This is a genomic window from Arthrobacter sp. BG5 (assembly GCF_056680155.1).
This window is the reverse complement of the sequence record NZ_CM155268.1, coordinates 1,768,563-1,793,542: the sequence shown is the minus strand read 5'-3', so window position 1 is coordinate 1,793,542 and position 24,980 is coordinate 1,768,563. Positions and strand designations below refer to the sequence as shown.

The following is a 24,980-nucleotide window of genomic DNA, read 5'->3' as shown; positions in this document are numbered from 1 at the left end:
GACTGGACCTTGTTGGCGGCAACTACTGCGGGTCAGTCGGGGCAGCGGCGGCTTCCTCGCCCGCGCGGACAGTGGCATCGATCATCGCGTGCAGGAACCGGGTGGCGATTTCCAGCTCGACCGGGCTGAAGTTCTCCATGGCGGCCCCCATGTGCCGGGCAAGCGGCAGGAACATGGCGCCGCCATCGCGGTACGCCTTGGGCGTCATCCGGAGCTGGACCTGCCGGCGGTCCGTGCCCTGCCGTTCCCGGACCACGTGCCCGGACTTGTCCAGCCGGTCGATCAGGGCGGTGGTGGCGGGCGAGCTGAGATGCAGTTCCCTGCGCAGCACGCCCGGTGTCACCACCTGGTTCCTCGAGGTGTGCTGCATGATCACGGACAACGCGTTGAGGTCGGTGCGGTGCATGTCGTTCCGGGCGCCCGCCGAGTCCGCGTAGCGGTTGGCTTCGAGGCTGAACTCCTGAAGCAGACTCACCAGCGGCGGGGGACCGGCGGGGTCGGGCATTGCCGGCATCTCTGTTGACATTGCACCCTTCCTGCTCGGCGCCCCGGGAGGCTGGCGCGGTTAGCGCCTTCCGGAGTTTACTCCAGCCCGTCAGCCTGCAAAGTCGAAATCTTTCTAGGCTGTCACTTATATCCATCATGGAGATAATCTATGATTTACTAAAGTCTACTCCGCCACGCCACCCGAGAAGGACGACATGAAACGCAACCGGCAAAACTCCACCCGTGTCCCGTTCTGGCTGCGCTGGCTTGTTCCCGTAGTCCTGGTGGTCGCGTGGCTCGCCATCGCGGGCATCGGCGGCCCCACCTTCGGGCGGCTGAGCGAGGTCTCCTCCAACGACCAGGCGTCCTTCCTCCCCGCGGGCGCCGAAGCAACCGAGGCGCAGGACTGGCAGGCCAAATTCCGCGACTCCAAGGAGATCCCGGCCGTCATAGTGATCGAAAGCGACGCCGCGTTCACCCGGGCCCAGCTCGGCGAGGCCGCTGCGCTGAAGGGCAAGCTCGAGGCCCTGCAGGTCGGCAGCACCGTGATCGGACCGATTCCGTCCGAGGACGCGAAGGCGGTGCAGTTCGTTGTGCCGATTGCCTCCTCCGATGAGGTGAAGGACGTCATCAAGGAGCTCCGGGACGAGGTGAAGTCCTCCGCCCCGGAGGGCATGCAGACCTTTGTCACCGGTCCCGCCGGGCTGACGGCGGACCTGGTCAGTGCCTTCGCCGGCATCGACGGCATCCTGCTGCTGGTGGCGCTGGCGGCGGTCTTCCTGATCCTGCTGGTCGTCTACCGCTCGCTGCTGCTGCCGATTGCCGTGCTGTTCACCTCGGTCTTCGCCCTCTGCGCCGCCATCCTGCTGGTCTTCGGCATGGCGAAGCTGGGCTGGATCCAGCTCAACGGGCAGAGCCAGGGCATCCTCTCCATCTTGGTGATCGGCGCCGCCACGGACTACGCGCTGCTTTATGTGGCCCGTTTCCGCGAGGCGCTGACCCACACCACCAACCGCACGGCAGCGGCGCTCACAGCGTGGAAGGCCGCCTGGGAACCGATCCTGGCCTCCGGGGCCACCGTCATCATCGCGCTCCTCTGCCTGCTGTTTTCCGACCTCAACTCAAACAAGGCCCTCGGTCCTGTGGCGGCCGCAGGCATCCTGTGCTCGCTCTTCGCGGCGCTGACCCTGCTGCCGGCGATGATGGCTCTGCTGGGCCGCGTCGCCTTCTGGCCGTTCCGCCCCAAGCTGCTCCCGGCGGCCGAACGCGAGCCGGAGCTCGTCACCGGGCTGGAGGGCCAGAAGGGTATCTGGCGGGCCACTGGGTCCCTGGTGTCCCGCCGTCCGCGGACCGTCTGGATCGCCTCTGTGCTGCTGCTCCTGGTGGCATCGGCCGGTGTGCTCCAGCTCAAGGCCAACGGCGTACCGCAGACCGACGTCATCCTCGCCGCGTCCAACGCGGTGGACGGCCAGGACGCCCTGGCCCGGCACTTCGACGCCGGCTCCGGCAGTCCCGCCGTGATCGTCGCCGACGAGGCCAAGGCGCAGGAGGTGCTCGACAAGACCAAGGCCAGCGACGGCGTCGGGGATGCCTACCTGCTGGCCGAGGGCAACGTGCCGATCACCGGCGCGCCGGCTGCTCCGGGCGCTCCCGCGGCCCCCACGGAACCGGCGGTGCGGGACGGCAAGGTCCTGATCAACGCCACGCTGAACTACGCCGCGGACTCCAACGAGGCGGAAAACGTGGTGGTCAACCTGCGGCAGGAGCTGAAGAAGATCGACGGCGGCGCACTGGTGGGCGGCGTGACCGCCACGGCCCTGGACACGAACACCACGGCCCAGCGCGACCTGGTCACCATCATCCCGGTGGTCCTCGCGGTCATCCTGGTGATCCTGATGCTGCTGCTGCGTTCCGTCCTGGCGCCGGTCCTGCTGGTCGCCTCGGTGGTGCTCTCCTACGGTGCCGCGATGGGCGTCTCCGCCGTCGTGTTCAACCACATCCTCGGATTCCCGGGAGCCGATGCCACCGTCCCGCTCTTCGGCTTCGTTTTCCTTGTCGCGCTGGGCGTGGACTACAACATCTTCTTGATGAGCCGGGTCCGCGAGGAATCCCTCAAGCACGGCACCCGGCCCGGCATCCTGCGCGGCCTCGGCGTCACCGGCGGCGTGATCACCTCGGCCGGTGTGGTCCTGGCCGCCACCTTTGCGGCGCTGGGCGTCATTCCGATCATGTTCCTGGTGCAACTGGCCTTCATCGTCGCGTTCGGCGTGCTGCTGGACACCGTCCTGGTCCGGTCCCTGCTGGTCCCGGCCTTGGCCTACGACATTGGCCCGCGGATCTGGTGGCCAAGCAAGCTCAGCCGTCCGACGGCGGACGCCCGTGTGCGCGACCTGCCGGCCGCACCGGAGCCGGAATCCGCGGAGGCCGGCATCCGCTAGCCCGAGCCCCGCCGGAAACCCCGTCGGAAGCCCGCCCGCCGGGAGCCCCAAGCGCAGCCGTCGTCACCGTCCCTGGTCCCCCCACCAGGCCACCGTGGCGGCGGCTGCTTGCGTGAGCGGCGTCGGCTGCAAGCCCAGCGCGGCCTCGCTGGCGCGGGAATCCATCACGAAGGGGCGCTCGAACTGGTACAGCGTTTCGGCCAGTTCCCGCGTCCCGGGGGTGAGCATGCCCATCGCCCGCAGCGCCCAGCCCGGGACAGCGGCCACCCGCGGCGTCCGGGCACCGGCAGCGGCGGCGAACGCTGCAGCCAGCGCGCGCTGGGTCAGCGCCGGTCCGGTCGGCGCGTGCCACACCCGGTTCCACAGCGCAGGATCCCGGGCTGCCATGACCATGGCGGCTGCCAGATCCGGCACATAGGTGAACGAGTGCGGCTGGTCCGCGCTGCCGACTACCAGCAGTGACTTGCCCGCCAGCACCGGCTTCAGCCTGCGCTCGCCGGCGTGCGCCCCGAGCACCCGGGGGCCGAAGAAGTCGCTGGCCGCTACGCTCACGGTGTCCGTGGCGGACGCGGCCCGCGCCTCAAGCAGCGCGGTGCGGATGCCACGCTTGCCGCCCCGGGCCTCCCGCGGGCTGTCCTCGCGCATCGGCCGGTCGGGTTCGCTGTAGGAATACAGGCTTTCCGGGAAAACGACGACGGCGCGGGCGTCGCCCGCCGCTGCCAGCACCGTCTGCTCGGCCCCGGGCAGTTCTGCGGCCCAGGCCTTGGCGTTGTACCGGGAGCCGTGGATGCAGTGGAAGACGGCTGCGGCGCCCTGGAAAAGGTCCGCGAGCTTCGCCGGGCTGGAGACGTCCACGGCTTGCCTCTCGACGAGCGGATGGGACGGCCCGCCGCCGGAGCGGGTGAGCACCCGCACCCGGTGACCGGCTGCGGCGAGCTGTTCGGCAACGGTCCAGCCGACCGGCCCGGCGCCGGTGACGACAAACGGGACGGGGTTCTGGATCTCGGGGGCTTCGGGCTGGGTCATGGTGTGCTCATTTCGAACGGAAGAGGAGAGCACTGCTCCTTCGCTGTTCGGTGCCATCAGTTTCGAGGTGTTCGGCCAGTATGGCACGGGCACGTTCGCTGCCCGGGAGGAGCTTTCGCACACCGTCCGGCTGTCCTGGCCGGGCTGCGTCCCTGACCCCGGTCTTTCGGGCGCCCGCGCGGCCGGGCGGACCCCTGTTGCCTCCCCGCCGTGCTCGATAGACTGCGACTGCGCCCGCGCGGGCGCCCACGCTTGCAGGAGGGATCCACACATGTCTGAAAACAGTGAGTTTGATCGAACGGCAGCAGCGAAGCAGCGCGATACCGCCCCGGTTCCGGCCGGCGCCGAGGAGCCAGCCGGCGAGGGCGACGCCGGCCAGTACGTCGAGGGCGACTACGGGCAGGCGGGTGCCGCGGGGGAAAACCCGGCGGCGGCCCCGGAGGGCGAATACGCCGAGGGGGACTACGGCAAGGCGGGTGTAACCGGCGGCTCGACCGTCGGCGCCGAGGAGGGGGACTACCCCGAAGGTGACTACGGCCAGGCCGGCGCAACCGGACCGGACGCCGTCGCCGGCGAAGAGGGCGAATACCCCGAGGGTGACTACGGCGCAGCCGGATCCGCGGGCGCCCAGCGCACGGGCCGCCGCGCCGAGGACATTGCGGACGACGAATCGGTGGGGCGGGACGGCACCGTCCGCGACGACGCGGGCCGCGAGGGCCTCTAGGCCCGGCGCCGCATCCCACATCCGGGACCGTTCTCGCACAGCGAAATCGTCGCCCCGGGCCTTTTGCGCTGCCCTAAAACCTAGCAATTGCGCGGATTGGCGGGGCCCGCGGAGCCGCCGGGGCCGCCCATGAAGCAGAGTTGAGTCAGGTCGACTCAACTTCGGATTGACATCTCACCCGGGCTGCGTAAAGTTGAGTGCAGAGCGCTCAATAAGTGGGCGCGCCTCGATCTCGACGGGCTCGATCCCGGGTATGGCCCGGTCACCGGGCACCCGCCCGATGGCCGGGGCCAGCACGTTTCCAAGGAAAGAAGGAAGCAACACATGTCACGAGCAGTAGGTATTGACCTCGGAACCACTAACTCCGTCGTCTCCGTTCTCGAAGGTGGCGAGCCCACCGTCATTGCCAACGCCGAGGGTGGCCGCACCACGCCGTCGGTTGTTGCATTCTCCAAGTCCGGCGAAGTCCTGGTCGGCGAGATCGCCAAGCGCCAGGCCGTCAACAACATCGACCGCACCATCGCCTCGGTCAAGCGCCACATGGGCACCGACTGGAGCGTCGCCATCGACGACAAGAAGTACACCGCGCAGGAGATCTCCGCGCGCATCCTGATGAAGCTCAAGAACGACGCCGAGTCCTACCTGGGTGAAAAGGTCACGGACGCCGTGATCACCGTTCCCGCGTACTTCAACGACGCCGAGCGCCAGGCCACCAAGGAAGCCGGCGAAATCGCAGGCCTCAAGGTCCTGCGCATCGTCAACGAGCCCACCGCGGCCGCCCTGGCCTACGGCCTGGACAAGGGCAAGGAAGACGAACTCATCCTCGTCTTCGACCTCGGCGGCGGAACCTTCGACGTCTCCCTCCTCGAGGTCGGCAAGGACGAAGACGACTTCTCCACCATCCAGGTGCGCGCCACCGCCGGTGACAACCGCCTCGGCGGCGACGACTGGGACCAGCGCGTCGTCGATTACCTGCTGAACCAGCTCAAGGTCAAGGGCATCGACCTCTCCAAGGACAAGATCGCCCTGCAGCGCCTGCGTGAAGCTGCCGAGCAGGCCAAGAAGGAACTCTCCTCCTCCACGAGCACCAACGTCTCCCTCCAGTACCTCTCCGTCACCCCCGACGGCCCGGTCCACCTGGACGAGCAGCTGACCCGTGCCAAGTTCCAGGACCTCACCAAGGACCTGCTGGAGCGCACCAAGAAGCCGTTCCACGATGTCATCAAGGAAGCCGGCATCAAGCTCTCCGACATCGACCACATCGTGCTGGTCGGCGGTTCCACCCGTATGCCCGCCGTCTCCGACCTGGTCAAGGAACTCGCCGGCGGCAAGGAGCCGAACAAGGGCGTCAACCCGGATGAGGTCGTCGCCGTCGGCGCCGCACTGCAGGCCGGTGTGCTGAAGGGCGAGCGCAAGGACGTGCTGCTGATCGACGTCACCCCGCTGTCCCTGGGCATCGAGACCAAGGGCGGTGTCATGACGCACCTGATCGAGCGCAACACGGCCATCCCCACCAAGCGCAGCGAGACCTTCACCACGGCTGACGACAACCAGCCGTCCGTGGCGATCCAGGTCTTCCAGGGCGAGCGCGAGTTCACCCGGGACAACAAGCCGCTGGGCACCTTCGAACTGACCGGCATCGCCCCGGCCCCGCGCGGCGTTCCGCAGGTCGAGGTCACCTTTGACATCGACGCGAACGGCATTGTGCACGTCTCCGCGAAGGACAAGGGCACCGGCAAGGAACAGTCGATGACCATCACGGGCGGCTCCAGCCTCTCCAAGGAAGACATCGACCGCATGGTCCGCGATGCCGAGGAGCACGCGGCAGAGGACAAGGCCCGCCGCGAGGCGACCGACACCCGCAACACTGCCGAGCAGCTCGCCTACTCCGTGGACAAGCTGATCGCCGACAACACCGACAAGCTGCCGGAAGAGGTCAAGACCGAGGTCCAGGCCGACGTCGACGCCCTCAAGTCGGCGCTCGAAGGCACCGATGACGCCGCCGTCAAGACCGCGTTTGAGAAGCTCCAGGCTTCCCAGACCAAGCTCGGCGAGGCCATCTACGCCCAGCCCGGTTCCCCCGACGGCGCTGCCGGCGCCCAGGGTGCCCCGGCCGGCGAGCAGGCAGCTTCCGACGAGGACATCGTTGACGCCGAGATCGTTGACGAAGACGAGAAGAAGTAATCATGCCGCACCACGGTAACGAAGAAGAGCACGGAGCCTCCGGGGACCGCCGCGACGAGAACCGCGACGAGAACCAGAAGCCGGTGATCCACGACAACCGCAAGGTTGATCCGAAGACCGGCCAGGCACGTCATCCCGACCAGGAGCGCGCCGCCGCCGGGGATTCGGATTCCGGGGACGCGCTGTCCCAGGCCGAGGACATCCTCAACAGCGTGGACGTTCCGGCCGCGGAGTCCGTGGCGCAGGGCGCGGGTGCAGGGGAGGCGGAGGAACTGAAGAACGACCTCCGCCGCCTGCAGGCCGAGTACGTCAACTACCGCAAGCGCGTCGAACGTGACCGCGCCGTGGCAGGGGAGATGGCCGTCATCGGCGTCCTGAACGCCCTGCTCCCGGTGCTGGACGACGTCGACGCCGCCCGGCAGCACGGCGACCTGGCGGACGGACCGTTCGCCGCGATCGCCGCGAAGCTGGAGAACGCGCTGAAGACGTACGGCCTGGTGCGCATCGATGAGACCGGCGTGGAGTTCGACCCCACGATCCACGAGGCCCTCATCCAGCAGCCCGGCCCGGACGTCGAAACCGACACCGTCAGCCAGGTCCTGCGCTCGGGCTACAAGTCCGGCGAGCGGGTCCTGCGGGCGGCCCAGGTGATTGTGTCCGTTCCGGCGTAGTAGCGCCACCGCGCCTTCGCGGATGAGGGGGCCCCGCCCCTACGCGTGGCGGCTATGGTCCTGCGGACCCCAGCCGCCACGCTCCGGCAGGCCCGAAGCCACTCCCGGGCCCCCTCATCCGCTTCGGCGCTCCCCGGTAATCTCGCCTTAACGCTTTGTTTTTTGAAAGGAAACGCCATTGGCTAGCCAGGACTGGGTCGACAAGGACTTCTACAAGATCCTTGGTGTCGCCAAGGACGCTTCCGACGCCGACATCAAGAAGGCTTACCGGAAGCTCGCGCGGCAGCACCACCCGGACACCAACGCCGGGGACACGGCGTCGGAAAAGAAGTTCAAAGACATCTCCGAGGCCTACTCGGTGCTCTCCGATGCCGACGAGCGCCAGCAGTACGACGCCATCCGGGCCATGGGCGGCGGCGCCCGCTTCGCCCCGGGCGGGGCCGGCGGTGCCGCCGGCGGCGCCGGGTTCGAGGATCTCTTCGGCGGCCTGTTCACCGGCGGCGGCGGACGCCATTCCGGCGGGTACAGCACGGCCGGCGGCATTCCGCCCGAGTTCGCCGACCTGTTCGGCGGCGGCGGTTTCGGCGGCGGCCAGTCCTTCCAGCGCGGGCCGCAGAAGGGCGCCGACCGCACCGCGTCGACCAGCATCTCCTTCGCCGGCTCCATCCGCGGCACCACCATCGGCCTGCGGGAACCGGACGGCGAGGTCATTGACGTGCGGATCCCGGCCGGCATCAAGGACGGCCAGAAGGTCCGCGTCCGCGGCAAGGGCCAGTACGGTCCGGCCGGCAACGGCGACCTCATGGTCACGGTCACGGTCAAGCCGCACGACTTCTACACCCGCGACGGCGACAACCTGCGCATCCACGTCCCGGTCACCTTCGCCGAGGCCGCCCTGGGCGCCGACATCGAGGTCCCGACCATCGACGGCGACAAGGTCCGGGTCCGCGTTCCGGCCGGCACGCCGTCCGGCCGGACGCTGCGCGTCAAGGGGCGCGGCGTCAAGCACACCAAGGCCACCGGGGACCTGCTGGTCACCATCGACGTCGCCGTGCCGAAGAAGCTGAACAAGGACGCCGAGGAAGCCGTCAAGGCCTTCGCCGCGGCCACCTCCGGCGAGGACGTCCGTGCCGGCCTGGCAGCCAAGGCCCGGCTCTAAGGACAGGGCCCGGGCATGGACATCGAGTTCGACCAGCCGATCTTCGTCATCTCCGTCGCCGCGGAGCTGGCGGACATGCACCCGCAGACGCTGCGCCAATACGACCGGCTCGGCATCGTCTCGCCCAGCCGCGCCCCCGGGAAGTCCCGGCGGTACTCGCAGCGCGACGTGAACATGCTCCGTGAGGTGCAGCGGCTCTCGCAGGAGGGTGTCTCGCTGGAGGGGATCAAACGCATCCTGCAGCTGGAGAACCAGGTTGCCGCGCTGCAGCGCCGGGTCGCCGAGCTGACCGACGAGTTGGGCCGGCGCCGGCAGCCCCTGGACTCCCGCATCTTCGCCGCGGGGGCCGCCGGCGACGTCGTCACCCTCGCCCGCGGCCAGCGGCCCCGCGCCCGCTCGCAGGCCCTGGTGGTGTGGCGGCCCCGGGAGACCCCCTAGCGCGTCTGCGTCCCTGCTGCCGCTCCAAGTAGTCGGGCCGCCCCGACTGAGTACTCGCGCGCAAAGTCACGTGGTCGACGGCGCATAGTCGGGTACCGGCAGGCCGTGACTTCCCGCCCGCGCGGCCGGTTGAATTGTCTTGGCGGCCAGGCGGCCGCCCGGTCAAAAGTTCCAGTGCAATTGTCGGGGGGGCAGCACATGTTCAGTTCACCACTTCCCGGCGCAGCAGCGCCGGCGTCCGCAGCGATCGCGGGCCGGCCATGAACACCGGGTTGCACGCAGTCGCCCTCTTCGGAAACTCTTTGCCGGGCCTGCTCCTGATCGCCCTTGGGCAGTCCGTGGTGGTGGTCTGCGTCTGTTTCGACATGGTCCGGGCGGTTTCCGTGGCGCGCTCCAGGCGGCGTTACCTGGCCAACACCGTGTTCCGGACGCTGGCGCTTCCCTCCATCCTCAGCATGGCCCTCATCGTGCTGGTCCACGCCGCATCCGGCGCCTGGGAACAGGTGGCCGCTGGTGTCTTTGTCCTCGTGGCGGTCATCTTCCGGTGGCACCACGACACTGACGAGGACAGTTGGTGGACCGGGAAGGGCAAGGCGCTGGGACGCTGGTTGCGGAGGACCCTTTCGATGCCGGTGAGGGCGCCGGCAACCGCCTGAGCCATGTGGTCCGGGTCAGAAGATCGCGTTGATCGTGTTCCAGCCGCCGCTGAGCGGTACCCGCGGGAGCCATGTCCCGCCGGGGCTGCGCGGATAAAACCAGAGCGTCCCGGAGCTGTCCCGCGCGAGTACGTCCGGGGTGCGGTCGCCGTTGAGGTCCCCGGGGCTCATCAGGGCGGTCATGCCGTTCCAGCCGTTGCCGACCAGGATCCGGGGCAGCCAGCCGCCGGTGCCGGTGCCGCGGTACAGCCACAGCCGTCCGGTGGCGGTCTCCCGGGCCAGGAGGTCGGCCGCGCCGTCGCCGTCGAAGTCGCCCGGGGCTACCAGCGCGTTGAGGGCGTTCCAGCCGCTTCCGAGGGGGAGCCGGGGCAGCCAGCCGCCTCTGCCGTTGCCCGGATAGAGCCAGAGAACGCCCGTTGCGGCCTCCCGGGCGAGCAGGTCCACGCGCTGGTCGCCGTTGAAATCCCCGGGGCCTACGATCGCGTTCATGACCTGCCACCCGTTTCCGAGCAGGACGCGCGGGAGCCAGCCGCCGGGGCCGTTGCCGCGGTACAGCCACAGTCTGCCGGTCGCGGCCTCCCGGGCGGTCACGTCCAGCGGACCGTCGCCGTTGACATCCCCCGGAGTTTCCAGCGCGTTGTATCCGGTCCAGCCGGCCCCAAGCCGAAGTCCGGGGAACAGCCCGCCGCGGCCCGTCCCGGGATAGAGCCGCAGCTCGCCGGTGGCCGCAACCCGCGCCAGCACGTCGTTGTTCCAGTTGCCGTTGAAGTCCGCCGTCGCGCCGGAGAGTGCGGAGGCCGGGACCGGCAGAGGTGTGAAGGCGTAGGGGTCGCAGGTCAGATCGTAGTCGCGGACGTCGTCGTACCACTGGGACAGGTAGACCCGGCCGCCGGAGAAGCTGGCCTGCCGGCACCGGTCCAGGGCCTCCGTCGGGTAGTCCAGGCGCCCGGCCGTCGCCCAGACCGGAACCCCCGGCAGCCGCCACGAACCGGTGATGGCCTGCCAGCCGGAGGCGTAGGAGTACACGCCGTAGGAGTAGCCGGCGTCCCGGAGCCCGCGCATCAGTCCTTCGACCACGTACCGGTTCTCGCGCTGCTGGCCGGCGGTGGCGGTGGGCCACGGCTGGGCTGGGCGCGGCTCCACGTCGATCCAGACCATGGGCGGCCGGAAACCGGTCCGTTGCAGGCTGGCGACGGCGTAGCGGGCTTCGGCGTAACCGACGTTGGACAGCTGCCCGGCCCGGCTGCTGGCGGACCACGGGCCCTGCGCACGGTACGCCGTCAGCTGGGCGGCCGTAGGAAACGCGGCCATGGTGTAGGCGTGGGCGCGCTTGTTGTTCGCCTTGACCCAGGCGACGTGGCTGGCCAGGCAGGGGTTTTCGGTGAAGGGCAGCCCCCGGGTCAGTCCCAGCACCACGAAGGCGGTGGTGGCCGGCGGAAGCGGCAGACCCAGGCCGCCGACCGCCGTCGGGCATTGGGGCCAGGAGAAGTCGTGCCCGTAGAGGGTGGCAGCCTCGGCCGGCACGGTGGCGGCAGGCATCAGGCCCAGCACCAGCGCCAGGGATGCCAGCACCGATGCCAGCCGCCGCCGCGGGCGCGGCGCCGCGCCCCTGAACCGTATCCGCGCGGCCATGGCCACCCGCTCCTTCGCCCGGCTTCTTCCCCTTATCCACCATTGGACACCCGCCGGGCGCCTCCCGGTAGGGCTGAAGGTCACCGCGGCGGAAGGTCACCGCGGCGGCCGGGCGCGAGGCCGGGGAGTCAGTCGGTGAAGAGCCCGGCCAGGTCCTCGGCCGTCAGCGCGCCGCCGGAGAGCGCGTCGCCCTCCATCACGTCCGCGAACAGCTGGGACTTCCTGGCCTTGAGCGCCATGACCTTCTCCTCGATCGTGTCCTTGGCCACCAGCCGGTAGACCATCACGTTGCGCGCCTGGCCGATCCGGTGCGTGCGGTCCACGGCCTGCGCCTCGGAGGCCGGGTTCCACCACGGATCCAGCAGGAACACATAGTCCGCCTCGGTCAGGTTCAGGCCGAAGCCGCCCGCCTTGAGGCTGATCAGGAACACCGGGGCGGCGCCGTTCTTGAACTCGTTGACGACGTCGGTGCGGTTGCGGGTGCTGCCGTCGAGGTAGCAGAACTCGATGTTCTCCTCGATGAGCCGTTCGCGGACCTTGCCGAGGAAACCGGTGAACTGGCTGAAGATCAGCGCCCGGTGGCCCTCCGCCACAAGGTCCTCCAGCTGCTCGAACAGGACGTCGAGCTTGCTGGCGCGCACCCCCGAGAGCGAGGGGTCGATCAGCGAGGGGTCCAGGCTGAGCTGGCGCAGCAGGGTCAGCGACTGGAAGATCGTGAAGCGGTTCTTGTTCACGTCCTCGATCAGGCCCAGGATCTTTTGCCGCTCGCGCTGCAGGTGTGTCTGGTAGACCTTCTGGTGCCTCGGGTTCAGCACGACTTCGAGGACCTGCTCCTGCTTGGGCGGCAGGTCGTGGATGACCTGTTCCTTGGTGCGGCGCATCATCAGCGGCCGGACCCGACGCCGGAGCTTGTCCAGCTGCGCCTTGTCGCCGTTTTTCTCCACCGGCTTCTGGTAGTACTCGGCGAAGCGCTTGGGGCTGGAGAAGAGCCCCGGGGCCACAATCGAGGTCAGCGCCCAGAACTCCATCAGATTGTTTTCCAGCGGGGTGCCGGTGATCGCCAGCTTGAAGGAGGCGGGGAGCTTCCGGGCGCACTGGTAGGCCTTGGACTGGTGGTTCTTCACGAACTGCGCCTCGTCCAGCACCAGTCCGGCCCACTGCCGGGAAGCGTACGCCTCGTAGTCGATCCGGAACAGCGCGTAGGAGGTAATGACGACGTCGGCCCCCGCCATGGCCTCGGCCGGCACCGAGCCGCTCTTCGCGAACGTCTCGCTGATGGCCCGCACCGTCAGGCCCGGCGCGAAGCGCGCGGTTTCGGCCTGCCAGTTGCCGACCACGCTGGTGGGGGCGACCACCAGGAACGGCGCACCCCCCGGCGCACCGCCGGGCTCGGCGCCCGGCTCGGCACCCGGGGCGCTGCCGCCGTCGGCCGCCTGGACCGTGCCCGCGCCGGACTCCGCCGCCGCGACCTTGGCAGCGCAGATCAGCGCCAGGGCCTGCACGGTCTTGCCCAGGCCCATGTCATCGGCCAGCACCCCGCCCAGCCCGTGGCGGTAGAGGAAGCTGAGCCAGTTGAAGCCCTCGAGCTGGTACGGGCGCAGCTCGGCGTTCAGCGTGTCCGGCAGCGGCAGCCCGTTGATGCCGCCCTCCAACAGCCCGCCGACGGCCTCGCGCCACGCGGCGGCCTGTTCATCGACGATGCCCAGCTGGGCCAGCTCATCCCAGAGCCCGGCCTGGAAGCGGCTGATCTGCAGCGGGGCGTCCTTGTTGTCCTGCAGCTCCCGTGCCTCTTCGATCAGGGCGCGCAGCTGGTGCAGCTCGGGCAGGTCCAGGGAGAAGTAGGCGCCGCTGGGCAGCAGCATTTTGGTTTGGCCCGCTGCCAGGGCGGAGAACACGGCGGCGAAGGACACCGGCTGGCCCTCGAGGGAGATCTGGATGCCCAGGTCGAACCAGTCCCGCTGCTCGGTGGCCTTGGTGGAGATCGACACCACCGGCGCCTCCTCGGCCTCGCGGTAGTCGGCAATCTCACCGGCCGTGTCCACGGAGACTTCCGGAAGCTCGCGGAGCGCAGGCAGGACCTCCTCGGTGAAGGCCAGCGTGTCCAGGCCGCTGAGCTCCGCGGACGCCGCCAGCCGCGGGGTGCCCCAGCCGCCGGTGGCGGATTCGCCGAGCTTCGGCACCACATCCCACGGCTGGCCCACGGTCTCCAGGATGCGGGCCTCGGCGGTGTCGTCACGGTAGCCGTGGTCGCCGGGGTGCCGCCACAGCGGCTGCGCCGTGACCAGGGTGCCGGACTTGTAATGCCACTCCCAATGCAGCCGGACCCGGTGGTCCGCGCCGTAGTTGGCCAGCAGGGACAGGGTCGGCACCGCCAGGGCGGGCAGCTCGACGGATTCGTCGGAGGCGGTGACCCGGGCGGTCTGCTTGAGCTTGGGATAGAACCCGGTCAGGAAGCGCCCCTCGTCCCGGGCCGGAATGTGCAGGGTGGTGCCGCCGGTGACGAAGGTCAGGAGCTCCTCGCTGAGCCCGGCCTCCAGGGGTGCCAAGGTGATCGCGGAGTCGCCCGGGGCCACGCCGGGCAGCGCGTCGGCGCCGGAGGTCAGGAAGATCCCGTGCGCGGGCCGCCCGATGGTCCCGACCGACGCCGGATCGACCACCGAGCCCTCAACGGTGATGGTCGGAGCGAGCGCCAGCCCGCCGCCGTCGGCCTCCCCGGTGCCGAGCCGGGTCAGGTTGAGCCCGACGGCGGCCGGCTCATCGGCCAGCCGCACGGGTTCGTCGCCCCGGCCATGGACCAGGGCGAGACCGATCTTCCGGGCCTCGGCCAGCAGGCTCCAGAGATTCTTGCCGGCATAGGTGTTCAACCCCAGCCAGGGCGCGGTGCCGGCGTGCTGGCGGTTCGCCAGGGCCGTGTGCGAGGCGAGGAATTCCAGCATCCACTCCACATGGGCCTCGTTGCATTCGCGCCGGTAGTTCAGGTAGCTCAGCGTGTTCCAGGAGACGTCGCCGCGGATCCACTTCCCCTTGGCGCCCATGATGACGGGCCGGGCCTTGAGCTGCCGGACGCTGCGCAGCGGATCGCGGCGGCCGGTGTAGGAAAAATGCGGCGCCGGTTCCTCGATCTCGAACTGCAGCGCGAGCGGGACGCCGTTGGTGGACTGGGTGATTCCCGGCCGGGCGATCAGCGGGCTGAGGGCCTGCTCCCAGTCCGGCAGATCCAGCGCCGGGAGCTGGCGGGACAGCCGGGAGGACTCCGCAGGTGCCAGCAGCTGGACGCGGGTCGCCGGGTTGTCCTCGGCGGCAAACAGCAGGGCGGCCACATGCTTGCAGTCCTTGCGGACCGGGCAGCTGCAGACACCGACGCTGCAGCTCCAGCCGCCACCCTTGCGGACCAGCTTCGCCGTTGTCGAATAGGGAACATCCGCGCCGCCGCGGACCTTCCCCAGCATCAGCCCGGTGGCGGCGTCGAAGGAAATCCCGGAAACCCGGCTCCCCATGGCATAGGCGAGCCCGGCCGCGAGGGAGCGGTCGTTGATTGCGGGGGTCTGTATTGCCAGTGCCGCACTCTCGTCCGGATGGGATGGCATGTGCGCACTACTTTCAGCAGTTGGTCATCTGATCCATCTTAGCCAGCCTGGCGTGGCCCGGAAACTTCGCCTGGCGTTCACTCCCGCTTGGGCCGTGCGGCACGGGGCGGACCTACCGTGGAGGGGACCGGAGCATTACCCGCCAGCACCGTGAGGACCCCCATGAGCAGCAGCCTGACCCACAGCCTCACCGCCACCGGCCACGCCCCGGTCCTGACCAGGGAGTGCCTGCACGGCGGCAACGTGGATGTGGTGGACGCGAATGTGGACGTCGTCAACGCCATGTACGCGGAACTGCTCGACGCGGAGGAAATCGCGCCTGCTGCCCTGCGCAGCTACTACGTGGACTTTTACCTGACGCAGGCGCTGGGCGGCGGCTTCGCCCAGTACGTGTTCACCCGGCCGGAGCGCGGGGAGGTGGACGGCTACGTCCGCGAAGGGCTCGCCGCGATGGGTGCCACGGCCCACCTGGACCTGTTCAACCGCAGCGTGGCCGCCTTCGACGCGCTCTCCGAGGAGGACGCGGACGCCTACCTGGACGGCGACGCCGGGCTGGACGCCGACGGCGTTGGGGCGGCGGTACCCGACGCGGTGCGGCAGTTGGAACAGCTCGACGACGAATTCGAGCCGCTGCTGGAAGCTGAGGACATCGTCGCGCTCAACGCCGCCTGGCTGCGCAGCCAGCCGGACCTGCTGGTCCTGGACCCGGACGAACTCGACCGCCACATCCACGAACGGGTGTCCCGGGTCCCCAACCTCGCGGAGCGCCAGGCCGCAGCGGCCGAAGAGGAGCTCGGGAGCGCTCCCGAGTTTGAGCTGATCATCCGGGAGCTGTGTGAGGTGGCCGGGCAAACCCTGCTGACGATCACCAAGGGCGACCCGAACTATGAGCACCACGGCGACCGGGTCCTGGCCTGGCATTTCACCACAGACCAGGGCGAGTTCCTGATGCTGGAGGACGATGACGAGGCCTACATGATCCACCCGGAGACCCGCGAGATCGTGGCCGCCGTCGAGTTCGAAGACGACGTCGACGACGAACCGTCAGACGGGTAGCGGCAGGGCCTACATCCGGGCGAGCCGGGCCCGGACGGCCAGGAAGATGCCGTAGCAGATCAGGCCGGCGCCCACGGCGGCGAGCATGTACATCCCGAGCGGCTGCTCCCGCAGGGCCTTCAGGCCGCCGTCGAGCCCGGTCGATTCCGCCGGGTTTGCTTTTACGGTGGCGATGACGATCAGCAGCCCGGTCAGCAGCAGCGCCACGCCCTTGGCGGCATAGCCGGCGACGCCGGCGACGGTCACCGCCGTGCGGGTGTGCTCGTTGGCGGGCAGGCGCAGGTACTTCAGGAACGATTTCCGGAAGCCCCGGATGGCGTAGACGACGCCGGTAATGGCGATGGCGGCGCCAATGACGATCAGCAGCAGCACGCCGCCCGGAGCCTTCATGAGCTGCACGGTGAGGTCGCTGGTGGAGCGGCGGTGGTCTGCGTGGGCACCGAGGGCCACGGACGCGATGGTGAGGCCGAATCCGGCGTAGACCACTGCCTGCAGGGCGGCCTTGAGCTTTTTGCCGACCTTATCCTTGGTGGGCAGGTGGTTGAAGTCGAAGACGGCGTCGCTGGTCTGCCAGATGGCCAAGGCCACGCAGGCGGCAAAAGCACTCCACAGCAGCGCCGGTCCGGCCGGCTGCTTGGCGAGCTCCGCCACAGCGCCGCTGACGTCAGCCTGCCCCTGCCCGCCCATGGCGAGCCGGATCGCGACGAGGCCGATCAGGAAGTGCAGGATGCCGGACACGGCGAACCCTGCCCGTGCCGCGTATTCGAGCGGCTTGGAATTGGTGACGTCCTCGGCGACTTCCGCGGCGTCCTTGAGTTCTTTTTTGATGGTCGGTCCTTCGTGTCTTCTGGCTGTGCCGGCGCCGTCGTGCCGCCGCCAGCCCTGCATCTTCGGTAATCGTGCCACGGGAAACCGCTGCGCAACAGCATCTTGGCCGTGCCCGGGTGGCTGCGTGCTGCGGACGCTCCGGTCCCGGCCCGGTCCCGGCCCGCGGGCGGGTGCGGGGGTCAGCGGCGCCGGTAGCAGAGATCGAAGATCAGCCGGCCGGCCTCGTGGGCCTTGTTCTCGAAGCTCGTCAGGATCCGGCCCTCGAACCTCGGTGCCCAGCCGCCGGTCTCGTCGACGCCCTCGTTGGGGCCGGTGTGTTCGGTGCTGACCGGAGCCCGGCCCTCCTTGACAGGGGCCCCGCCCACGACGGACTCCACACCGGACTCCCAGACCTGGGTGAGCGGGCTGTCGTCGCCGCTGCGCTCGCCCTCGTGCAGGTTTTCGAAGTCGGGGGAGCCGGCCAGGACCTCGCGGACGTGCACGGCGTAGTTGGACCAGTCGGTGGCGATCCGCCAGATGCCGCCGGGTTTAAGCGCCCGGGCCGCGAGGCCGGCGAAGGCCGGCTGGATGAGGCGCCGCTTGTGGTGCCGCGACTTGTGCCACGGGTCGGGAAAGAAGACCCAGAGTTCGGTGACCGAGCCCGCCGGGAGCATGCTGGCAAGCACCTCGGGCGCGTTGGCCTCCACCACCCGCACGTTGCTCAGCCCGCGGCTGTTGATCTTGATCAGGGTGTTGGCCAGGCCCGGGGTGTAGACCTCCACGGCCAGGAAGTCCTTGTCCGGATTCTCCTCGGCCGCGTGGCAGACGGCGTCGCCGAGCCCCGAGCCGATCTCGACGATCAGCGGAGCCGTCCGGCCAAACTCGGCCTCGGCGTCGAACACGTAGTCGGGGTCCACGGAGGTGTTGGCGATGTGCCGCGGGACGTCGACCGCCCACCGGTCCGCGTGCTCCTCCCATGCCGCCTGGCGGCGTCCCTGCAGACGGGTGCCGCGGCGCACGAAGCTGACCGGCCGGCCGCCGTAAGTGCCGAACGATGCCTGGCTGCCGGGCGTGACCGGGCGGGGAGGCTGCGGCGTCTGGGGGGATTCTGGGGATTCGCTCATCCCTTCCAGAATAGTGGAGTTCCGGCGGGCCGACCGGACCGGGGAACCCGCGGCCGGCTGCGCCCAGGAGGGTCCCGGCGTCGACGCCGGTGCGCCCCGTTCCGTTCGAAGCGGCGCGCACCGCCTGCCAGAATGGGTCCGTGAGCACACCAAAGAACGCGCCCGAATCCGCCGGCAGGGCCGCCCGCAGCGCCCCGGACCACACGGCGGCCCACGCGGCGCACCACGGGGTGGACACCCTGGTGGACGCCGAGATCGACGACGTTCCCGCCGCGGAGCCCACCGCCCTGGGCAGCCGCCGTGCCCTGGCCTACTTAGGCGTGTGCCTGGTGCTGATCGGGCTGAACCTGCGCACCGTGTTCTCCAGTTTCGCCGCGGTGCTCCCGGAGGTGACCGCCGACGCCGGCCTGCCGGGCTGGGCCGTCGTGGCGCTGACCACGGCGCCGGTGACCCTGCTGGGCGTGTTCGCCCCGCTGGCGCCGCTGCTGGCCCGCCGTTTCGGGGCCGAACGGGTGCTGCTGGGAGCCATGGCCGTGCTCACCGGGGGTCTTCTGCTGCGCCCCCTGGATGCGCCCGGAATCGGCCACCTGCCCGCGCTCCTGGCCGGCACCGCCGCGTGCGGCGCCGCGATCTCGCTCTGCAACGTCCTGCTTCCGGGCCTGGTCAAGCGCGACTTCCCGCACCGCCTCGGCCTGATGGGCGGGCTCTACACTACGGCGATCTGCGCGTCCGCGGCCCTCGGCGCCGGATTCACCTACCCGCTGTTCAGCGCGACCGGCCAGTGGACGGCGGCGCTGTGGTTCTGGGCGCTGCCCGCCGGCGTCGTGCTGCTGTTGTTCCTGCCGCTCGCGGCGGCCCAGCGCCACGGGAGGCACCAGACTGCGCACGGCGGCGTCAACGTCTGGCGCTCGGCGGTCGCCTGGCAGGTGACCGGGTTCATGGTGCTGCAGGCGATGATGTCCTTCAGCGTGTTCGCCTGGCTGGCCCCGATCCTGCGGGAACGCGGGGTGGACGGCGGCACGGCCGGGCTGATCGTCTCCGTCTCGATCGTGCTGCAGATGCTGGGATCCCTCTTCGCGCCCGCCCTGGCCGCCCGGCTCCGGGACCAGCGCGCCATCAACACGGTGGTGGCGCTGATGACCGGGGGCGGCTTCGCACTGAGCATCTTCGGCCCGCTGGATTTGGTCTGGGTGTGGACCGGGTTGCTGGGCCTGGGCCAGGGCAGCCTGACGGCGGTGGCCCTGACCATGATCATGCTCCGTACCCGCGACGGCCACACCGCCGCCCACCTGTCCGGCATGATGCAGGGGGTGGGCTACGGTGTCGGCTCGGTCGGAACGCTGCTGGTGGGGCAGCTGCACCAGGCCACCGGGTCCTTCGCCGCGGCGGGGATGCTGTTCCTCGTGGTCGGCACGCTGGCGGCCGTGTTCGGCTACCGCGCCGGGAAGGACCGTTTCGTCGGCGGCTGACCCACCGGCAGCCCACCCCACCCGCCGGTTGCTCTCTCAGTTGTGGCTGTTCCGATCCCTTCAAAGCAGCCATAAGTGAGAGAGCAACGCAGGGGTGGCGCCCCGGGTTAGAGGGTGAGGTCCTTGCCCTTCGTTTCCGGGATGGTGAAGACGAACGCGGCGGAGACGGCCAGCAGCAGCACGGCATAGACGTTGAACAGCTGCGGCAGCTGCAGGCTCGTCCCGAGCCACTGCTGCAGGTACGGCGCGGTGCCGCCGAACAGGGCCACACAGATCGAATACGGCACGCCGACGCCGACGGTGCGGATGCTGGTGGGGAACAGCTCGGCGTAGACGGCCGGGACGATCGCCGCGCTCGCGGCAATGAAAACCAGCATCACGGACATGCTGACCGCCAGCTGCCAGGCCGAGTCCTTGAGCAGGGCCGTCATCGGGAAGTGCATGATGCCCGCGCCGATCGCACCGGACCACAGCACCTTCTTGCGGCCGATCCGGTCCGACAGCTTGCCCCAGAACGGCAGCGCGGCGATGAACACGATGTTGCCGATCACGCCGGCCCAGAGGGCTTCGCCGCGGTCGATCTTCAGCGCGGTGGTGGCGTAGCTGGGGGCCACGACACCCCAGATGTAGTAAATCACCGTCAGGCCGACGGTCAGGCCGATGACCTGCAGCGCCTGCTTGCGGTGGCGGACGATCTGCGGCCAGATCGGAGCGCGCTTCTCCGCCAAGGCTTCGCCGGCGAAGACGTCCGTTTCATGCAGCCGGGACCGCATGATCAGCGCGTACAACCCCATGGCCGCGCCCACCAGGAACGGGATGCGCCAACCCCAGGCGTTCATCACTTCGGTGCTCAATGCCATGTTGAGCACGGCGCCCAGCAGGGTGCCGAACAGGATCCCCACGGTGCCGGAGGTGTAAATCAGGGTCGCCCAGAAGCCGCGGTGTTCCCGCGGCGCCATTTCGGACAGGTACGTCTGCGAGGACGGCAGCTCGCCGCCGTGCGCCAGCCCCTGGACCAGCCGGGCGACCAGGAGCATCAACGAGGCCCAGGCGCCGACCGCCGCGAAGGTCGGCGCGATGCCGATCATCAGGCTGCCCACCGAGGCGAGCCCGACGGCGAGTGTCATGGAGGCCTTACGGCCGATCCGGTCGCCGATCCAGCCGAACAGGACGCCGCCGAACGGGCGGGCCACGAAGCCGACGGCGAAAATCGCCAGCGTGGACAGCACCGCCGAGGCGGGATCGGCCTTGCTGAAGAGCTGGCTGGCGATGAACGGCGTGAACGTGGCGTAGATGGCCCAGTCGTACCATTCGACGGCGTTGCCGATGCCGGTGCCGATGATTGTCTTGCGGGTGGAGGTCCGGGTTGCCGTCGGCAGGGACGCGGTTGCAGTCATGGTGTTCTCCCTCAAGGGGTGGGGCTAGGAAAGGGTGGAGGCGGCGGCAACCGAGTTGCCCGCGCCGGGGACCTCCGCTGCCGCAAGGGCGGCGAGCCGGGAGACGGCGAGTTCCGCGTAGAGCGCGGCGCCGTCGGCCAGCACGCCGTCGTCGAACGTGGCGTACGGGGAGTGGTTGAACGCCGAGGCGGCGTGGTCGGCGCCGCGAGGGACGGCGCTGAGCCCGATGAAGGTGCCGGGGACCTCGGCGAGGACCCGCGAGAAGTCCTCGGAACCGCTCAGCGGGGTGGCCCAGCGGGCGAGCCGGGAATCGCCGAACAGTTCCTCGATGACGTTCTCCGCGGTGTGCGTTTCGTCCACGTCGGTGATGGTGAGGGGGTATTCCTGCTGGTAGTCGACGTCGACGTCGAGGCCGTGCGCCGCCGCGATGCCCTTGAGCAGGCGCGGCACGGCGTCCATCATCTTTAGCCGGGATTCCTCGGAGAAGGTCCGGATGGTGGCCTCGATGCGTGCGGTTTCCGGGATGATGTTGCGCTTGGTGCCGGCCTGGAGCACGCCCACGGACAGGACAACGGGGTCGAACATGTTGAACTGGCGGGTCACCATGACCTGGAGGGCGGTGACCATTTCGGCCGCGGCCGTGACGGGGTCCTTGGCCGAATGCGGGGCCGAGCCGTGGCCGCCGGCGCCCAGCACGGTGACCGTCAGGCCGTCGGAGGAGCTGAGCATGACGCCGGGTTTGGTGCAGAAGGTGCCGTGCGGTTCCAGGGCGGAGAACACGTGCATGCCGTACGCGGCGTCCACCCGCCGGCCGGCGGCGTCCAGGACGCCTTCGCGGATCATGTGGCTGGCGCCGTCGAAGCCTTCCTCGCCGGGCTGGAACATCAGCACGACGTCGCCGGCCAGCCGGTGCCGCCGCTCGGCCAGCAGGGTTGCGGCGCCGGTCAGCATCGCGGTGTGCAGGTCGTGGCCGCAGGCATGCATGGCGCCGTCGATCCTGGACGTGTAGTCCACACCGGTTTTCTCCTGCACCGGCAGGCCGTCCATGTCCGCGCGCAGGAGGACGGCGGGGCGGGTCTCCGTGCCGGTTCCGGGGGCCTGGCCGCGCAGCACCGCGGTGACCGACGTCGTGTCCTGGCCCAGGGTGACCTCGTAGCCGAGCCCGTCGAGCGCCTTGAGCACCTTCTCCTGGGTGCGGGGCAGCGTCAGGCCGATCTCGGGCTCCCGGTGCAGTTCGTGGCGGAGCCGGGCAAGATCCGGCTGCAGGTCCCGGGCGTCTGCGGTGATCGGCACGTGTTCTCCTCAGTGGTTGGTTTGCTTCCTCGTCTATTCTGAAGTGACGTGGTTCACAAGGCGTCAAGGGGCTGGAAGAATGCATCGACTGACCAAAAAGACAGTTTGTATGCATCGGCGAAGGAGGAAATGATGGAACTCAGTGAAGAGGACCTTGCACTGATCAACGTCCTGCAGATCGCCCCACGCCTGAGCTGGGCCGATGCCGCGGAGGTGCTGGGCGTTCACGCCACCACCCTGGCGGCCCGCTGGGAGCGGCTGCGTGCCTCCGGCGTTTCCTGGATCACGGCCCACCTGATCGGAGACCCCCACCAGATGTGCCTGGCGTTTGTCGCCGTGGACTGCGAGATGCACCGGCGCGAGGAGGTTACCGCCCGGCTTGCCGGAATGCCGGAAATCATCACCGTGGAGGAGGCGGCCAGTAACCGGGACCTCATGCTGACCGTCATCACGTCCTCCCTGGACGACTTCAGCACGAAGGTGATCCAGCGGCTGAAGGAGATCGACGGCCTGCTCAAGTACCAGACCGCGCTGTGCACCAGGCTGCATGCAAGCGGCGGATCCTGGCGGCTCAACGTGCTCAACCGGGCCCAGCAGGCCGCCGTGAAGGCCAAGGCCGGCCCCGAGGCCACCGGCGTTGCCCCGACCGCCGCCAGGGAGGATCTGCCCGCCAGCCACCTGGCGCTGCTGCCGTTCCTGGCCAAGGACGGACGGGCGACGGCGGCGGAGATTGCCCGCGGGCTCGGCAGGCATCCGGCCACGGTCCAGCGGCAGCTCAACCGGGTGCTCACGAGCGGAATCCTGTCCTTCCGTTGCGAGGTCGCCCAGCGGTTTTCGGCATTCCCGGTGACCTGCCAGTGGTTCGTCAACGTCCCGGCCGGCCGGCACGAGGAAGCGGCCGCCGAATTGAAGACAATGCGCAACGTACGGCTCAGCGCCTCCACCACCGGGCCCACCAACTTCGTGATCGTGATGTGGCTGCAGTCCCTGGCCGACGTCATGAACATCGAGCTGGCGCTGCAGCAAAAGGTGCCGGGGATCGTGCTGGTGGAGAGCGTCGTCATGCTCAGCACGGTGAAGCGGGTGGGCTGGATGCTGAACCCGGACTCCAGGGCGAGCGGTGCCGTGGTGGTTCCGGCCGAAGGCATCGGTCCGGCCGAATGAGCCTTCCGGTGAGGAGCGGGAACGGTCCGGTCCGGGCCGCCATCGCCCGCCGGGTGCCCTTCTTATAGGCTGTGGCACGTGCCTCAAAACGACTCGCTCGAACCGGGTGCTAACCCCGCCACGGACACTGGCGGCATCTTCCACCGCCACTACCTGCTGGTGACCCTCGGCGCCCTGGCCCTGGTCTTCCTGGCCGCCTTCGAGTCGCTGGCCGTGACAACCATCATGCCGCTGGTCAGCCGGGAACTGGACGGCGCCAGCCTCTATGCCCTGGCGTTCGCGGGTCCGCTGGCCACCGGCGTGATCGGGATGGTGGCAGCCGGGAACTGGTCGGACCGGCGCGGTCCGGTGGGTCCGCTCTATGCATCCGTGGCCCTGTTCGTCCTGGGCCTGCTGATTGCCGGGTCGGCCGGGACCATGGCCGTGCTCCTTGCCGGACGGCTGGTCCAGGGGCTTGGCGGCGGCGCGGTGACGGTGGCCCTCTACGTGGTGGTGGCCCGCGTTTATCCGCCCGTGTTGCATCCCAAGATCTTCGCCGCCTTCGCCGCGGCCTGGGTGGTTCCGTCGCTAGTGGGCCCCGTCGCGGCCGGGCTGGTCGCCCAGTTGGCCGGCTGGCAATGGGTTTTCCTCGGCGTGGTCGGCCTGGTGGTGCCGGCGCTGCTGATGATCGTGCCGGCCCTGCGCGGACTCTCCGGCGCCGACGCCGGCAAAGCCGACGGCGGGCGTGCCGACGCCGGGGACGGCGCCGGCGGCGCGGGCGGGGTCGTCGTCGAACGGTCCGCGGAAGCGAACGCCGCGCCCGGCAGGCCGTGGGACTACGGGCGGCTGGCCTGGGCCGCGCTCGCGGCGCTCGCGGTCCTCGGGTTGAACCTGTCCGTGGAGCTGCCGGCGGCCGGCTGGGTACTGGCGGCGGCCGCCGTCGCCGTGGCGCTGGTTGCGGTCCGTCCCCTGGTGCCCCGCGGGACCCTGACGGCCCGCCGCGGTCTGCCCGCCGTCATCCTCTCCCGGGGACTGGCGTCGGCGGCGTTTTTCGGCGCCGAGGTGTACCTTCCCTACCTGCTGGTGGAACGCTACGTCTTTTCGCCCACCTTCGCGGGCCTGACCCTCACCGGCGGGGCCTTGGCCTGGGCGGCGGCCTCCGCGGTCCAGGGCCGGCTCGGGGCCAGGCTGGACCACCGCCGTGCGATCCGGATCGGCTCGGCGCTGGTCCTGGGCGCCGTCCTGCTGGCGCTGGCGACCACGCTCCTGGCCTGGCCGGCCGCCGTCGCGATCACCGGCTGGATCTTCGCCGGCGGCGGGATGGGGCTGATGTACCCGCGGCTGAGCGTCATGACGCTGGCGCTGTCCACCAAGGACACCGAGGGCTTCAACAGCTCCGCCATGTCCATCTCCGACTCGCTCGGCGGCGCCCTGGCGCTCGCTTGCACGGGGATCGTCTTCGCGGCGTTCACGACGGCGGCGGGCGCCGGCGCCGCCCCGTTTGCGGGGGTCTTCGCGCTCACCGCCGCGATCGGCGTCGCAGGCGTGGCGGTTGCTCCCAGGGTGTCCGGATCCGGGCGAGCCTAGGAGCCGCCCAGGCCGCCCCGGAAACGAGAGGGCGGACGCAGATGCTAGACTGGAGGAACTTGATGTGCAGTGATGCCCACTTTGGATCCGGCTCAGCGGCCGG

The 24,980-nt window shown here is 69.7% G+C and carries 19 protein-coding genes; 11 read left to right on the top strand and 8 right to left on the bottom strand.

Features of this window, described 5'->3' with window-relative positions; genetic code table 11:
* Positions 1 to 22: 22 nt before the first annotated feature.
* On the bottom strand, positions 23 to 526 hold the full coding sequence (locus tag AC1MBE_RS08285; protein ID WP_479782319.1) for a MarR family winged helix-turn-helix transcriptional regulator: 504 nt from the start codon (positions 524 to 526) through the stop codon (positions 23 to 25).
* A 175-nt stretch (positions 527 to 701) separates the two neighbouring features.
* On the opposite strand from AC1MBE_RS08285, the gene AC1MBE_RS08280 reads away from it, so the two are divergent.
* Positions 702 to 2,924 (top strand): MMPL family transporter, encoded by a 2,223-nt coding sequence (locus tag AC1MBE_RS08280; RefSeq protein WP_479782317.1) that lies wholly within the window; start codon positions 702 to 704, stop codon positions 2,922 to 2,924.
* A gap of 63 nt (positions 2,925 to 2,987) precedes the next feature.
* Here the strand turns inward: AC1MBE_RS08280 and AC1MBE_RS08275 are convergent, their stop codons facing one another.
* Positions 2,988 to 3,950 (bottom strand): NAD-dependent epimerase/dehydratase family protein, encoded by a 963-nt coding sequence (locus tag AC1MBE_RS08275; protein WP_479782315.1) that lies wholly within the window; start codon positions 3,948 to 3,950, stop codon positions 2,988 to 2,990.
* A gap of 271 nt (positions 3,951 to 4,221) precedes the next feature.
* On the opposite strand from AC1MBE_RS08275, the gene AC1MBE_RS08270 reads away from it, so the two are divergent.
* The 6 genes from AC1MBE_RS08270 to AC1MBE_RS08245 all read left to right on the top strand — a co-directional run bounded on the left by AC1MBE_RS08270 (position 4,222) and on the right by AC1MBE_RS08245 (position 9,782).
* Positions 4,222 to 4,674: a hypothetical protein gene (locus tag AC1MBE_RS08270; RefSeq protein ID WP_479782313.1), complete on the top strand. Its 453-nt coding sequence runs from the start codon at positions 4,222 to 4,224 to the stop codon at positions 4,672 to 4,674.
* A 324-nt stretch (positions 4,675 to 4,998) separates the two neighbouring features.
* A complete protein-coding gene (gene dnaK / locus AC1MBE_RS08265; protein WP_479782311.1) occupies positions 4,999 to 6,858 on the top strand; it encodes a molecular chaperone DnaK in 1,860 nt (619 codons plus the stop codon).
* Positions 6,859 to 6,860: 2 nt separating this feature from the next.
* Positions 6,861 to 7,529: a nucleotide exchange factor GrpE gene (locus AC1MBE_RS08260; RefSeq protein ID WP_479782309.1), complete on the top strand. Its 669-nt coding sequence runs from the start codon at positions 6,861 to 6,863 to the stop codon at positions 7,527 to 7,529.
* A gap of 178 nt (positions 7,530 to 7,707) precedes the next feature.
* On the top strand, positions 7,708 to 8,688 hold the full coding sequence (locus AC1MBE_RS08255; RefSeq protein WP_346959399.1) for a DnaJ C-terminal domain-containing protein: 981 nt from the start codon (positions 7,708 to 7,710) through the stop codon (positions 8,686 to 8,688).
* A gap of 15 nt (positions 8,689 to 8,703) precedes the next feature.
* Positions 8,704 to 9,126: a heat shock protein transcriptional repressor HspR gene (locus tag AC1MBE_RS08250; protein ID WP_479782306.1), complete on the top strand. Its 423-nt coding sequence runs from the start codon at positions 8,704 to 8,706 to the stop codon at positions 9,124 to 9,126.
* 272 nt (positions 9,127 to 9,398) lie between these two features.
* Positions 9,399 to 9,782, top strand: coding sequence for a hypothetical protein (locus AC1MBE_RS08245; RefSeq protein ID WP_479782304.1), 384 nt, complete (start codon positions 9,399 to 9,401; stop codon positions 9,780 to 9,782).
* Between the two features lie 15 nt (positions 9,783 to 9,797).
* Here the strand turns inward: AC1MBE_RS08245 and AC1MBE_RS08240 are convergent, their stop codons facing one another.
* Both AC1MBE_RS08240 and AC1MBE_RS08235 read right to left on the bottom strand, forming a co-directional pair.
* The gene (locus tag AC1MBE_RS08240) at positions 9,798 to 11,414 is read right to left on the bottom strand and encodes an FG-GAP repeat domain-containing protein (protein WP_479782302.1); all 1,617 of its coding nucleotides are present in this window, start codon (positions 11,412 to 11,414) and stop codon (positions 9,798 to 9,800) included.
* 128 nt (positions 11,415 to 11,542) lie between these two features.
* Positions 11,543 to 15,001, bottom strand: a complete 3,459-nt coding sequence (locus AC1MBE_RS08235; RefSeq protein WP_479782300.1) for a DEAD/DEAH box helicase — start codon at positions 14,999 to 15,001, stop codon at positions 11,543 to 11,545.
* Positions 15,002 to 15,163: 162 nt separating this feature from the next.
* On the opposite strand from AC1MBE_RS08235, the gene AC1MBE_RS08230 reads away from it, so the two are divergent.
* Positions 15,164 to 16,057, top strand: coding sequence for a DMP19 family protein (locus AC1MBE_RS08230; protein WP_479782298.1), 894 nt, complete (start codon positions 15,164 to 15,166; stop codon positions 16,055 to 16,057).
* Positions 16,058 to 16,066: 9 nt separating this feature from the next.
* Here the strand turns inward: AC1MBE_RS08230 and AC1MBE_RS08225 are convergent, their stop codons facing one another.
* Both AC1MBE_RS08225 and trmB read right to left on the bottom strand, forming a co-directional pair.
* Positions 16,067 to 16,945: a DUF1206 domain-containing protein gene (locus tag AC1MBE_RS08225; RefSeq protein ID WP_479782537.1), complete on the bottom strand. Its 879-nt coding sequence runs from the start codon at positions 16,943 to 16,945 to the stop codon at positions 16,067 to 16,069.
* Between the two features lie 119 nt (positions 16,946 to 17,064).
* Complete coding sequence (trmB, locus tag AC1MBE_RS08220; protein WP_479782296.1) at positions 17,065 to 17,988, bottom strand: tRNA (guanosine(46)-N7)-methyltransferase TrmB; 924 nt, start codon at positions 17,986 to 17,988, stop codon at positions 17,065 to 17,067.
* Positions 17,989 to 18,218: 230 nt separating this feature from the next.
* Here trmB and AC1MBE_RS08215 point away from each other — a divergent pair, with 230 nt between their 5' ends.
* Complete coding sequence (locus AC1MBE_RS08215) at positions 18,219 to 19,457, top strand: MFS transporter (protein WP_479782535.1); 1,239 nt, start codon at positions 18,219 to 18,221, stop codon at positions 19,455 to 19,457.
* 107 nt (positions 19,458 to 19,564) lie between these two features.
* Here the strand turns inward: AC1MBE_RS08215 and AC1MBE_RS08210 are convergent, their stop codons facing one another.
* Entirely contained in the window at positions 19,565 to 20,854 is a 1,290-nt protein-coding gene (locus AC1MBE_RS08210; protein ID WP_479782294.1) for an MFS transporter, read from the bottom strand.
* A gap of 24 nt (positions 20,855 to 20,878) precedes the next feature.
* Positions 20,879 to 22,147 (bottom strand): M20 metallopeptidase family protein, encoded by a 1,269-nt coding sequence (locus AC1MBE_RS08205; RefSeq protein ID WP_479782292.1) that lies wholly within the window; start codon positions 22,145 to 22,147, stop codon positions 20,879 to 20,881.
* A 132-nt stretch (positions 22,148 to 22,279) separates the two neighbouring features.
* On the opposite strand from AC1MBE_RS08205, the gene AC1MBE_RS08200 reads away from it, so the two are divergent.
* Together AC1MBE_RS08200 and AC1MBE_RS08195 are read left to right on the top strand one after the other, a co-directional pair.
* Complete coding sequence (locus AC1MBE_RS08200) at positions 22,280 to 23,311, top strand: Lrp/AsnC family transcriptional regulator (protein ID WP_479782533.1); 1,032 nt, start codon at positions 22,280 to 22,282, stop codon at positions 23,309 to 23,311.
* Positions 23,312 to 23,536: 225 nt separating this feature from the next.
* Positions 23,537 to 24,877 carry an MFS transporter gene (locus tag AC1MBE_RS08195; protein ID WP_479782531.1) on the top strand — a complete coding sequence of 447 codons (1,341 nt, stop codon included), beginning with the start codon at positions 23,537 to 23,539 and terminating at the stop codon, positions 24,875 to 24,877.
* Positions 24,878 to 24,980: the final 103 nt, after the last annotated feature.